The 12,902-nt window shown below is 41.0% G+C and carries 12 protein-coding genes and 1 pseudogene; 12 read left to right on the forward strand and 1 reads right to left on the reverse strand.

The genetic code is table 11. The annotated features are described in order from the left end of the window. The 7 genes from AB6T38_RS00910 to AB6T38_RS00940 all read left to right on the forward strand — a co-directional run bounded on the left by AB6T38_RS00910 (nt 1) and on the right by AB6T38_RS00940 (nt 7,167). On the forward strand, nt 1-2,268 hold the full coding sequence (locus AB6T38_RS00910; protein ID WP_372545404.1) for a chemotaxis protein CheA: 2,268 nt from the start codon (nt 1-3) through the stop codon (nt 2,266-2,268). 32 nt (nt 2,269-2,300) lie between these two features. Further along, nucleotides 2,301-3,452, forward strand: coding sequence for a chemotaxis response regulator protein-glutamate methylesterase (locus AB6T38_RS00915; protein WP_372545405.1), 1,152 nt, complete (start codon nt 2,301-2,303; stop codon nt 3,450-3,452). A 34-nt stretch (nt 3,453-3,486) separates the two neighbouring features. Further along, nucleotides 3,487-4,269, forward strand: coding sequence for a ParA family protein (locus AB6T38_RS00920; RefSeq protein WP_372545406.1), 783 nt, complete (start codon nt 3,487-3,489; stop codon nt 4,267-4,269). Next, nucleotides 4,266-4,976 (forward strand): chemotaxis protein CheW, encoded by a 711-nt coding sequence (locus AB6T38_RS00925; RefSeq protein ID WP_372545407.1) that lies wholly within the window; start codon nt 4,266-4,268, stop codon nt 4,974-4,976. Before AB6T38_RS00920 ends, AB6T38_RS00925 begins: the two co-directional genes overlap by 4 nt. 25 nt (nt 4,977-5,001) lie before the next feature. Next, nucleotides 5,002-5,493 carry a chemotaxis protein CheW gene (locus tag AB6T38_RS00930; protein WP_372545408.1) on the forward strand — a complete coding sequence of 164 codons (492 nt, stop codon included), beginning with the start codon at nt 5,002-5,004 and terminating at the stop codon, nt 5,491-5,493. Nucleotides 5,494-5,525: 32 nt separating this feature from the next. Next, complete coding sequence (locus AB6T38_RS00935) at nt 5,526-5,936, forward strand: DUF2802 domain-containing protein (protein WP_372545409.1); 411 nt, start codon at nt 5,526-5,528, stop codon at nt 5,934-5,936. A 202-nt stretch (nt 5,937-6,138) separates the two neighbouring features. Beyond that, nucleotides 6,139-7,167 (forward strand): proline iminopeptidase-family hydrolase, encoded by a 1,029-nt coding sequence (locus tag AB6T38_RS00940; protein WP_372545410.1) that lies wholly within the window; start codon nt 6,139-6,141, stop codon nt 7,165-7,167. A gap of 222 nt (nt 7,168-7,389) precedes the next feature. Here the strand turns inward: AB6T38_RS00940 and AB6T38_RS00945 are convergent, their stop codons facing one another. After that, the gene (locus AB6T38_RS00945) at nt 7,390-8,151 is read right to left on the reverse strand and encodes a haloacid dehalogenase type II (RefSeq protein ID WP_372545411.1); all 762 of its coding nucleotides are present in this window, start codon (nt 8,149-8,151) and stop codon (nt 7,390-7,392) included. Nucleotides 8,152-8,370: 219 nt separating this feature from the next. Here AB6T38_RS00945 and AB6T38_RS00950 point away from each other — a divergent pair, with 219 nt between their 5' ends. The 5 genes and pseudogenes from AB6T38_RS00950 (at nt 8,371) to AB6T38_RS00970 (ending at nt 12,632) form a co-directional block, all read left to right on the forward strand. Continuing rightward, a complete protein-coding gene (locus AB6T38_RS00950) occupies nt 8,371-8,970 on the forward strand; it encodes a TetR/AcrR family transcriptional regulator (protein ID WP_372545413.1) in 600 nt (199 codons plus the stop codon). A gap of 80 nt (nt 8,971-9,050) precedes the next feature. Continuing rightward, a pseudogene (locus AB6T38_RS00955) lies at nt 9,051-9,194 on the forward strand (type I methionyl aminopeptidase); the annotation flags it as partial. Between the two features lie 214 nt (nt 9,195-9,408). After that, complete coding sequence (locus AB6T38_RS00960; RefSeq protein ID WP_372545415.1) at nt 9,409-10,137, forward strand: glycosyltransferase family 2 protein; 729 nt, start codon at nt 9,409-9,411, stop codon at nt 10,135-10,137. Then, nucleotides 10,127-10,861: a TVP38/TMEM64 family protein gene (locus AB6T38_RS00965; RefSeq protein ID WP_372545417.1), complete on the forward strand. Its 735-nt coding sequence runs from the start codon at nt 10,127-10,129 to the stop codon at nt 10,859-10,861. Before AB6T38_RS00960 ends, AB6T38_RS00965 begins: the two co-directional genes overlap by 11 nt. Continuing rightward, complete coding sequence (locus AB6T38_RS00970; RefSeq protein WP_372545418.1) at nt 10,845-12,632, forward strand: ArnT family glycosyltransferase; 1,788 nt, start codon at nt 10,845-10,847, stop codon at nt 12,630-12,632. Before AB6T38_RS00965 ends, AB6T38_RS00970 begins: the two co-directional genes overlap by 17 nt. The last annotated feature ends 270 nt before the right edge of the window (nt 12,633-12,902 follow it).

Genomic DNA, 12,902 nt, shown 5'->3' on the forward strand with positions numbered 1-12,902 from the left:
ATGTCTTTTGAAGTTGACGAAGAAATTCTACAAGACTTTTTAGTTGAGGCAGGTGAACTATTAGAGCAATTGCAAGAGCAACTTGTTGATCTTGAAAACAACCCTGAAGACTCTGATTTATTAAATGCGATTTTTCGCGGTTATCATACTGTTAAAGGTGGTGCCGGATTCTTATCACTCACTGAACTGGTAGATATTTGTCATGGTGCGGAAAATGTTTTTGATACCATGCGTAATGGACAACGCACCTTAACGCCTGAGTTAATGGATGTCATTTTACAAGCCACAGATGTGGTTGTGCAAATGTTCGAAGATGTAAAAAAACGCGAACCATTGGAAGCCGCAGCCCCTGAACTGATAGAAACCCTGCACCGTTTAAGTAAACCCGAATCAGAAGATACGCCTACGGCACTTCCTGACGTCCCTGAAATGCCTGAAGAAGTGGTTGAGGTGCAAAAGGACGAATCATATGATGATATGGAAGACATTACAGAAGATGAATTTGAAGCCTTGTTGGATGAGCTGCATGGTTCTAAAAGCTTTTCTACGGACAAATCAGATCTAGGAGAGGATGCTGCTGAAGGATCTTCTCAGGCTGAAGGCTCCACCCCAGATCGGGATTCCACTCCGTTGGATCTTATGAGTGGTGCCAGTGATGAAGATATTACTGACGATGAATTTGAAGCTTTACTTGATCAACTTCATGGCCAAGGCAGTTTTTCAACTGATAAAGCGGAGACTCCCGAGCCTTCGCAACCTTCGAAGGAGTCAGTGACTGCTAAAGCACCTTCTTCGTCGGTAGCACCAACACCTTCCGTATCAGATGGTAGTGCCGACTCCGATGATATTTCAGATGATGAATTTGAAGCATTGCTTGATCAATTGCATGGGGAAGGTAAGGGACCCGCAGTGAGTCCAACACCTAAGGCAGAACCGCCTGCTCCCACTGCTGCAGCAAAACAACCTGTAAAACCAATATCAACACCCAAGCCCCAAACGTCAGTATCTAAGGCTGAAAAACCTGTTATACCTAAACCAACAGCAGCTAAGTCTGCTGTTAAAAAAGATGAAAAAGATAAAAAGCCAGTTGCCGGTGTTCAAGGTGAGACAACTGTCAGGGTAGATACTAAGCGTCTTGACCAGATTATGAATATGGTAGGTGAGTTGGTATTGGTTAGAAATAGGCTATTAAGTTTAGGTGTTAACATCAATGATGAAAGCATGACTAAAGCCATTGCTAACCTTGATGTTGTCACTGGAGATTTGCAAGGTGCGGTGATGAAAACCCGCATGCAACCAATCAAAAAAGTATTTGGTCGTTTTCCTCGCGTAGTAAGAGATTTAGCGCGAAGTCTTAAAAAAGAAATCTCTTTAAATCTTGAAGGTGAAGAAACAGATTTAGATAAAAATTTAGTTGAAGCTTTGGCTGATCCACTCGTCCATTTGGTGCGAAACTCTGTCGATCACGGCATTGAAATGCCAGAAGAACGCGTAGCTGTCGGCAAACCCTCATTGGGAACCGTAAAACTTGCAGCTTCCCAGGAAGGTGATCACATACTACTTACCATTGAAGATGATGGTAAGGGCATGGATCCTGATAAGTTAAAAGATATCGCTATCAGCCGAGGTGTTCTAGATGCTGATGCGGCGGCTAGAATGACGGATGAAGAAGCATTCAATTTGATATTTGCTCCAGGATTCTCCACCAAAACAGAAATATCTGATATCTCTGGACGCGGTGTAGGGATGGATGTGGTCAAAACTAAGATCAATCAACTTAATGGAACGGTTAATATTAGTTCCGAGTTAGGTAAAGGCACACGCTTGGAAATCAAAGTGCCGTTGACCTTAGCCATTTTACCTACGCTGATGATTATAGTGGGTAAACAAACCTTTGCTTTACCCCTTGGCGCGGTCAATGAAATTATCAATATGGACTTAACTAAAACCAATACGGTTGATAGTCAATTGACAATGATTGTGCGTTCAAAAGCGATTCCTCTTTTTTATTTACGCGACTGGTTAATGAAACAAACTAGTGGTGATGATAAAAATCAAGGGCATGTGGTGGTTGTGCAAATTGGTACGCAACAAGTTGGCTTCGTTGTAGATAGCTTGATAGGTCAAGAAGAAGTGGTTATCAAGCCCCTTGACGCGCTGCTACAAGGTACTCCTGGCATGGCTGGCGCAACCATTACTAGTGATGGCGGTATTGCCTTAATTCTTGATATTCCTAGCTTATTAAAGCGATACGCTAAAAAGAAATAACAACTAAATGAATAATAGGACGCTTTTTCGTAATGGCATATAGGGTATTAGTTGTTGATGATTCCAGTTTTTTTTGCCGACGCGTAAAAGATATTCTAAACCAAGACCGCTTGCTAGACGTGATAGGTATAGCTCGCAATGGTGAAGAAGCAATTAAAATGGTCGCTGAGTTAAAACCGGACGTTGTGACAATGGACGTGGAAATGCCCGTGATGGATGGTATCACTGCGGTTAAGCGAATCATGAAGGCTCACCCGCTGCCAATTTTAATGTTTTCATCCTTAACCTCAGAGGGGGCTCAAGCTACTTTAGACGCCCTTGATGCGGGTGCGTTGGATTTCTTACCTAAAAAATTTGAAGACATTGCTAGAAATAGTAAAGAGTCTAGTGAACTACTGCAATCTAGGGTACGAACTTTAGCCTCTAAACGAGGACTGGTTGCTCGTCGTCTAGGAGCAAGATCGAATACCGCATTTAATTCTCCTGGCAAAACAGCAAAAACCCAAGTCTTTATGACAAGTTCTAGCTTTGCAGTCGCACCAGCAACAGCACAAACAAAATTAGAACCTACATTGACTAGCGTTCGTCGCTCTTCTGGAAAAGAGTATCAATTATTAGCTATCGGCACTTCCACGGGAGGGCCCATTGCATTGCAAAATATTCTGACCGAATTACCAGAGCACTTTCCCCATCCCATTGTTCTTGTGCAACATATGCCAGGTAGCTTTACAAAAGCCTTTGCCAACCGATTGAATCAGATATGCAAAATCACTGTGAAAGAGGCCACACAAGGTGAACAGCTTGTTGGTGGTTGTGCATATTTAGCACCTGGTGGTAAACAAATGTTGATCGAGGGAACAAGCCGCCGTGCTAGAGTTAAAATAGTTGAGGATGTTAATCGAGACCATCATTTGTACAAGCCAAGTGTAGATTTAACGTTTCAATCTTTGAGTAAGGTGTTCGCCGATAAAGTGTTAGGGATAATTTTAACGGGGATGGGCGCAGACGGAAAAGAAGGTTGTGCAGCATTAAAACAAAAAGGTGCCAAAATTTGGGCTCAAGATGAGCAGACAAGTGTCGTTTATGGTATGCCTCAAGCTATTACTAAAGCGTATATTTCTGAGCGCAACTTACCATTATTTGATATCGCTAAGAGTATAATGTTGGAAATGCGGATAAAATGATGATTTTAGTCCGCCATTTAGAAAGAGTTATCTGGTGATAGTTTGGGCGGTGGCTAATCAAAAAGGTGGTGTCGGAAAAACCACAACAACTGTAACCTTAGGGGGCATTTTAGCTCAACAAGGTCAGCGGGTGTTATTGGTTGATACTGATCCCCAAGCATCTTTGAGTTATTACTTTGGGGTTGACGCAGAAGAATTATCCCACAGTGTTCACGACGTTTTTGTCGCTGGAGATGACTTAGACAAAGATGTAGTACTTGACAGTTTGTGTTCAACTAAGCTTGATTCATTATTCATTCTCCCCGCTTCAATGGCCTTAGCTACTTTAGATCGAACAATGGGTACACGTCCAGGTATGGGGCTGATCTTAAAAAAGGCCTTTGCAAGAATTGAAGATGAATTTGATTATGTGCTAATCGACTGTCCGCCTGTTTTAGGTGTATTGATGGTGAATGCCGTTGCCGCCTGCGACAAATTAATTGTACCTGTGCAGACAGAATTTCTTGCACTCAAAGGCTTGCAGCGAATGATGCAGACATTAAAAATAATGTCGAGGTCGCAAAAACGGGATTTTGATTATATTATTGTACCTACTATGTATGATAAACGTGTGAATGCGGCTTCTGATGCATATAAAGATTTGTGCAATAATTATAAGGGGAGAGTGTGGTCAGGCATTATTCCCGTAGATACGCGCTTTCGGGATGCCAGTCAGGCTCAGTCTCCTCCTTCGTTATTTAGTCCTAAAACCCGAGGGGTTTTTGCGTATAAAAATTTACTGTCACAACTTAAAAATAAAATCGATTATGTCAAATGAGTAAAGGTACTTTTGCAAAAGAAGATATTGTTGAAGATTATCTGACGTCATTACTGACTGACGAGGTCGTTGAAGATGCGGTGCAGTTAGATAGTGTTGCTAAGCTACTGGCAACTGCTGATATTGTGTCTGAGCAAGAGGAATTTAGTATCCCTGTTGTGGCACCTCAGGTCCCGGAAGTTAAAGAAACCTATGACGCGGTCGAAACTACAAAAGATACAACAGAAAGTGTCTTTGTTGACGAAGAGTTACCTGTACCCACCTCTGATTTTCAAGCGTTATTTTTTGAAGTGGCAGGCTTAACATTGGCATTACCTCTTACGGAGCTGGGGGGGATTCATAAAATTAAAAAAGTGGGCCCTTTGTTTGCTAAACCTAAATGGTTCAAAGGTGTTATGCTTCATAGAGACGAAAAATTAAAAGTTGTAGATACAGCTTTATGGGTGATGCCAGAAAAATATACAGATGAACTGGCAGAATCATTGAATTACCAATATTTGATAATGTTAGATTCAAGTGGCTGGGGATTAGCTTGTGAAAGTTTAATTACCACCTCAACGCTAGCGCCAAGTGATGTTAAATGGCGTAAGGCCAACAACAAGCGTCCGTGGTTGGCTGGAATGGTAAAAGATAAAATGTGTGCACTGGTTAATGTGAAACAATTGATTAAATTGTTAGACAAGGGCCAAAATAGCAATGATAACTAGACCCAGCTTGTAGGGAGCGAGTCAAATGAGTGATGAAAGAAATGCTAAAAACGCTGCTGCTAGTAACGATGAAGTACTGCAGTGGGTAACCTATCGATTAGGTGATGAAACCTATGGCATTAATGTGATGCAAGTACAAGAAGTGCTTAGGCATACAGAAATCGCTCCTGTTCCTGGTGCGCCAGATTATGTGCTCGGTATTATTAATTTGCGTGGTAACGTCGTCACTGTCATTGATACGCGAACGCGTTTCGGACTTCCCCCTCACGAAATTACAGATAGCACACGCATTGTTATTATTGAGTCTGAAGAACAGGTTGTAGGTATTCTTGTTGATAGCGTTGCCGAAGTTGTCTACTTACGTTCCTCTGAGATTGATAGTGCACCTAATGTTGGCACCGAAGAAAGTGCCAAATTTATTCAAGGGGTGAGTAATCGTGATGGTGAATTGCTCATTTTGGTGGATTTGAATAAATTGCTCAGTGATGAAGAATGGGATGAAATTAGTGGTTTGTAAGTCGTTTTATTTTGGCTAAAGGAAATCGTTGAATGCTTACTTGGCAGTTAACAGCTATCGTAATGGTGTGTTTCTTCGTAATTCTCATTGCTGTGGTTAGTTATGTTTTTTCCCTCCGCAATAAAAAAAACGGTCAGCGCATTGAGGAGTTGCAGCTACAAATGCAACAATTACAGCAACAACTTTCCTATTCTCAAGAAGAACTACATGAAGTGCGCTCGGGAGCCATGGGGGTGGCTGCGAAAGTGAAGGATCTGGTAGTTAAAATAGGCTTGATGCAAGATAAATTAGAAGAAATTGAATTTCTAGATCCTGACACTAAATTATACTCACAAGCGGCTAAAATGGCTGATGCGGGTGCCAGTGTAGAAGAACTCATGCGCGAGTGCGAACTTCCCCGAGCAGAAGCAGAGTTGCTACTAGCGGTTAAAAAGCCCCAGTAAAATTTCCCTAACCTCTGTTATTGGCAGTTTTTCCTTTCTATTCTTTAAAATCTTTTTCCCTTGTTCTGGTTGTCGGTTTATGGGATAACTAATCAATGTGTTCTGTAATATCAGCAGACTATCTTTATCGTTGATAGGTTGATTTAACATGGTGTTATTCCCCTATGCAGTCACTAAAACTTCCCTAATGAGATATACATTTATGAAAACCACTGTTTTACACATACTGGCTTTTTTAATGGCTGTTCAATTTACCCTAATGCCATTGGTAGCAACAGGTACTGAAGCTGAAAGCAGCACCGATATCACAGAGCCTTTTGGTCCACCTGAACAGGAATTAATGGTCGAAGTCGAAGGCGGTAAAGTGTATGTCCGGCTAAATGGCCTTTCTCACAGTGATGCTATCCCGGTTATTTTTGTACATGGAGGGCCTGGTGGCACACATAACGGCTTTGCTGAAATGCTAGGACTGGCGAGTGAGCGTATGGTGATAATGTATGATCAGCTCGACAGTGGTATATCTGATCAGCCTAATAACCCAGAAAATTGGCGAGTTGAACGCTTTGTAGAATCATTGGATAAAATACGCCTAGCACTTAAAATTGAACGCTGGCATGTGGTTGGACATAGTTGGGGCTCTGCGCTGGCCCTAGAATATACGGCTAAATACCCACAGCATACTGTATCCACGGTTTTGGGGGGAACATTTATCTCTACGCCACACTGGATCATGGATGCCAACTTGCTTGTTAAAGCCGCACCGAAAACAATAAGAGAAACCCTTAAACACTGTGAATCTGACTCGCCTCCGAACCAAGATATTTGTGATAATGCCTACACCGTTTTGTATTCATCTTATTACCAGCCTAAACCACCCACTGAAGCGGCTTTAGCGTATTACGAAAGCGTCGGTGGAAAAGGGTTTAATCCGCTTATTTATAATCAAATGTGGGGGCCAAGTGAGTTTTCTTCTACAGGTGTGCTTAAACACTACGATGCCACTCATTTATTGACTGAGATTGATGGCAGCCGCACTCTTTTTATGATCGGCCAATATGATTCGGCGCGCATTGATACTGTGCAAGACTATATCAAACTAACGTCGGGGGCTGAGCTGGCTGTGGTGCCAGGAGGAGCACATGGCTTCTATTCCGATCGGCCGATAATTACCCAAGCCATATTAAAAGACTGGCTTACTCGAAAAGATGCTGCTTTTGAAATAAATAGATAAAACGTCTCTTTAAAATATGTGGATTTTACGAAAAGGTGTAACACTGGCATTACTAGGTTAGGGGGAACAAAGACCGTTGTTGTTATTTGCTCATATCAGCTTAGTTGAAGGAAAGAGGTCTATTCATTCAACCTGTAATATCTGATATGAGCGAATGTTATCAGTGCCTATTAACACCCATTTTCGAATAATTTAGATTGCTCATTTTCATGATGAATGTTTTTATTTCGATTGCAAAATTGTTACTAGTTGCTGCAAATCTTCAACAATATAATCTGGCTTTGCAGCGAGCGGGTAGAGGGTTTTTCCCTTACGTGCAATAAACGCGGTTTGCATGCCAGCTGCTTTCGCACCGGCAACATCCCAACCGTGAGCTGCAACCATCAATGTTTCCTCAGGCTTCACTCCCAGTTTTTCCAGTGCCCAAGCGTAGGATCTCAGGTCTGGTTTGTAGATTTTAATATCTTCAATGGACAAACGTTTATCAAAAAACTCGGTTAAACCGGCGTTTTTGAATTGTGTCTCTACCCCTTTATTTGATGAATTGGTCAAGCTCACAATCATAAAACCTTGAGCCTTTAAAGCAGCTAAACCAGCCTTAACATCGGGATGAGGCGGCAGCGATAATAGGGGCGTTTTAATAGCCGTTAAAGCTTGCTCTTGGGTAATCTCTATATCGTTGCTTTCTGCCACCATCATAAGTGCGGCAACGCCAATTTTGCCAAAATCATGGTATTCGCCAGTCACAGTCGTTACAAGTGAGTGATGTAGCATCGTTGAAAACCATAAGCTGATGAGATCGTCCTTGACATTTAATGCCTCTGCAATGGATGTGCGCATAGACTCAAGGTCAAGCAAGGTTTCATTCACATCAAATACAATGATTTTGGGTTTACTCGCTGCTTGGCTAGTAAAACTGACAGTCACTAAAACAACACTTAATAACAAAAAACGTAAGTATTGGGATAACACATTAAAATTCATGGGTACTCGCTACATTAATAAGGTGGGAAAATTAGTTGCATGGGGTGTTTGAATTTGGACCTAGACAACTAGATTCGAATTTGAGTTCTTAGATAAATTTTTAAAACACACTTAGTTTAGCTGTATCGAATCAAAACGAATTGTTCGATGGCGTTAATATATCTGGCTTTGAACAATCGTTCAAGTTAAAATTGAACAGATGTTCAAAGGAGGTTATGGATGGCAAACAATACGAAGTTCGATCGTGATCAGGTGATTGATAAAGCATTGCAACTTTATTGGCGTCGCGGGTTTCATGGTACTTCTATGCGCGTATTGCAGGATGAAATTGATATGCGGCCAGGTAGTATTTATGCTGCATTTGGCAGTAAAGAAGGCCTATTCAAACAAGCGCTTATCCGATATACCCAGCTTGGCTCAGAACATTTACAACAATGCCGCTCTAAAACCACATCACCATTATCGGCATTAAAAGCTTTTATGCTCAGCCGAGTGACAGACACGCAAATGTCGTCTCCCACTTGTATTTGTTTATTAGCTAAAACGATTGCGGAATTAACCGACGAGAATGCCGAACTGTTAGAGCAAGCTAAAGCCTCATTAAAAGCAATGGAAAGCAGCTTTGAAACATTGATAATTGAAGCGCAATTAGCCGGTGAATTAAATCAGAGTCAGGACAGCAAAAAACTTGCTCGGCATGTGCAAATCAACTTTTCGGGACTACGCACTTATATCAGAGTGTATGGCGCACAAGTGCCCACCGAGGAAATTATTGACAATATATTCGCCCCCTACATCAGCAATAAGTCATTCCACTAAATTAACCTTTAATTGCATGGAGCGCTTTCACAAGCTCTCATATACACATACCTGTTTTATTTATAGGTAAGACTTTCATAAAAGGTAGCTTTAAAACCAAACAAAAAAGAGATGGCTGGACGGTGATCACCAAAGACCGCAAGTTATCCGCGCAATGGGAGCACACGGTTTTAGTTACAGCAACGGGGGTCAAAGTGTTGACCTTACGTGACGAAGAAAAGTGAATTTAATATTGTTACCTTTATTTCTCTCCAGAGGAACCAGCAAAGCAATGACTCAACTCATCTGGCAAAGCCGCGCAGAAACGTAAAGAAAACCGTTACTTGAAAATACAAACTGGTATTTCCCAAACAATATCTTTTTAACTTCAGTTAATCTTAAGGTTAGTTGGATATAGTCCACAAACATCAAATCAATACACTTCGGAGAGTTGATATTGTGGATATTTCTGTTGTTATCCCCGCAAAAAATGAACAAGACAATATCATTCCACTGATAAAAGAAATTGTTGCTGTTCTTGATAGCAATAACCAGTTTGAAATAGTCTATGTGGACGATGGCAGCGATGATAATACCTATAGTAACTTGTGTTTAGCTGCTTCAGGTGACTATCCGCAAGTAAATCCTATTCGACATAAGTATTCTGTTGGCCAAAGCAAAGCGATTCATACCGGCGTCAGTTATGCCAAGGGAAAGCTGATCGTTACCCTAGATGCCGACGGCCAAAACAATCCTGCTGATATTCCGCAGTTATTGAAAGAAGCTCAAAAATTTCCCGTTGGCACTGATTTCTGTATCGCCGGTTACCGCAAAAACCGCAAAGATACGGCTTGGAAGCGCATGCAATCTAAGATTGCCAACAATATTAGGAGTCGAATTTTGGGTGACAATACCCCTGATACCGGTTGCGGCTTAAAAATCTTTCCCAAAGATACTTTTTTACAACTTCCATACTTCGATCATATGCACCGCTTTCTTCCGGCGTTAGTTCGCCGTCTTGGCGGCGCTATAGTGGTGGTTGCGGTCAGCCACCGAGACCGTCAATCAGGTACTTCCAAGTATAATATGTTGGGGAGATTACGGGTCGGGATCGTGGATTTACTTGGGGTGATGTGGTTACAAAGACGCAGCAACTCCGCGTTGGTTGAAACCATTCATGAACAGTGACTTTTTAAGGTTATGTGTCAGTGTTCTAGGGCGTTTTTTACCACTGTTGTTAATTTGCTTAATTGGCAGTGAATTATTAGCGCAGATCCCATCTATCGACAGCTTTAATCAAACCTGGATAGATGCTCATACCCGACATAATGGGTGGAAGGGGATAACGAATTTTGTTTTGTTGAGTTGTTTATTCGCTTCATTAGGCGCTCCTAGACAATTTATTGCGTTTTTAAGCGGCTATGCTTTTGGCTTTACAGAAGGTGTGATTTATTCGACTTTTGCCATTACCTTAAGTTGTTTACTCACTACCCTTGCTTCTCGTTTTTATGCCAAACCTGTGGTCATGCACTTTTTTCCAAACAAGGTGATGGATCTCAATCGATTTTTGACCAATCAAGTTTTTCTGAAAACTATAATTGTTAGGTTGTTGCCAGTAGGTAATAACCTCATTACTAATATCACTGCCGGGGTTAGCACAATTAAAATTTGGCCGTTTGTGATGGGGTCTATGTTTGGTTACGTCCCGCAGATGGCTATTTTCGCCTTTATGGGAAAAGGTGTGGTGGTGCAATCTTATTGGAAAATAATTCTCAGTGTTGTATTTCTCGCCATATCCAGTTTGTTAAGTCTTTATGTCTATAAAAAGTTTAAGACTGATAAATATTTAAACACCAGGGTTAACCCTCAAAGTAGCCTACATCTAAGCCCTAGCAATGGTCATAAACAATAAGATGATGGTTAATGTGTTTCTGTTCCAATTATCCTCTCAAAAACATGCTCGCGAATGGCAACTGTTGGCGTTGCTTTTTATTACTGCCATCACATTGATCTTTGTCGGCTTAGGGTTTCGCGATCCATGGCCTGCAGATGAACCTCGTTTCGCACAAATTGCCAAAGAGATGGTAGAAACTGGTCAATGGTATTTCCCCGCTAGAGCTGGTGAATTTTATCCAGATAAACCCCCTGTGTTTATGTGGTCAATTGCGATTTTTTACCTATTGCTCGGCTCATTAAATATAGCTTTCTTATTACCTTCTGCTTTGTGCTCACTACTGACTATTTATTTAGTCTTTGATGTTGGACGTAAGCTCTGGAATCCAGAAACTGGTTTTATAGCAGGTCTGTTATTAGTGTTTAGCTTTCAATTTATGTTGCAGGCTAAAAGTGCACAAATTGATGCAATGGAGTGTGCGTGGATCACCCTTGGTTGTTATGGTTTGTTGAGATTTTTGTTATTTGACCCTAAATGGCGATGGTTCTATTTGGCCTGTTTTTTTATGGGAATTGGGGTTATCACCAAAGGCGTAGGCTTTTTACCGATATTGATACTGATCCCGTATTTGCTTATGCGCTTTATTTGCCACTGTCACTTAATACTTAAACCGAATAATGAGTCTATTGTTAAGTGGCTGATGGGACTATTGGTGATGTTATTAGCAATAGGTTTGTGGTTTGTACCTATGTTGTCATTGGTTGAACTAAGCCAGAATCCGTTACTAGAACAATATCGCGATAACATTTTGTTTAAACAAACCGTCACTCGTTATGCGGATTCTTGGCATCATATTAAACCGTTTTGGTACTATTTTGTTGCAGTAATCCCAGCCTTTTGGTTACCCCTAAGTATTCTCATTCCGTGGTTAATTCCGTATTGGCTACGGGCAATCAAAAAGCAAGATGCCCGTGTCATTCTGCCGTTAGCTTGGATTGTATTAGTGTTAGTGTTTTTCAGTATCAGCCCTGGCAAAAGGGGCGTATATATATTGCCTGCTTTGCCAATGTTAGCCTTGATCAGTGCACCTTATGTGCGACAAGTTTTACAGCGAAGGGCAGTTAATTGGATTGTATGGGGACTGGTGGTTGGTTTATCTACTGGATTATTAGTTTTTGCGCTCGCTGGATTAAACAATGCCAGTTTTACCGAAAAACTGGTGACTGAATACGCTATTTCACCTTGGTACTTTTTTATGAGTATTGGTTGGGTGGGGCTTTTGGGCACCATTATTACCTACAAACAGCAAAAGTGGTGGAGTTGGCCGATATTTTTCAGTGGCTTATGGATATTGTATTGCACATGGGGCTACGGGTTACTCGAAGCGGTTAAAACCCCTAAACATATATTTAGCCAAATACAGAAAGAACTGGTTAGCCAACAAGTGCTCTCCCAAAATGCAGAATTAGGGCTTGTCGATTTTGCTGAGCAATTTATTCTATTTTCCCCTTATCCTATTACTCATTTTGGTTATCACACTGACAATGCAGAGCAAGTCAAAGCAGCTTACCAATGGATAGGTAACAGTAAAAACCGATTTATATTGTTAAGTTTTGAGTTAGTTGAGGGGCTTTGTTTTGATAAAAATAAAGCCATACATCTTGGGTTTGCTCACCGTAATGATTGGGTATTATTAAATACCGCTAGTCGCATACAAGGGTGTCCCAAACCGCAGCTTCATAAACCTCAGGGCAATATTATTAAATACCAGTATATTCCCCAGCATTAAGTTTTATCTAAAGCATCAAAAATATTAAATTATTCAAAATATCTAACTCAGATCGAAAAAGTGCTGAACAAATTTTCAATATTGTAAATTGTGCTCATGAACCGTTAAACATGAATGAATTAGCTTCAATTTAGATTTAGGTAATGAATGAGTTAAATGTGGCAATAAGGCTAATTAGGATGTGAGAGTGAGAAAAATTCAACTATAAACATTATAAGCCGGATAAACGTTTAGACGTCTAGACGTAAAGATGTTGACTTTTCAGTGTGA

It is taken from the genome of Aliiglaciecola sp. SL4 (assembly GCF_041538045.1).
In the GTDB taxonomy this organism is placed as follows: Bacteria; Pseudomonadota; Gammaproteobacteria; order Enterobacterales; family Alteromonadaceae; genus Aliiglaciecola.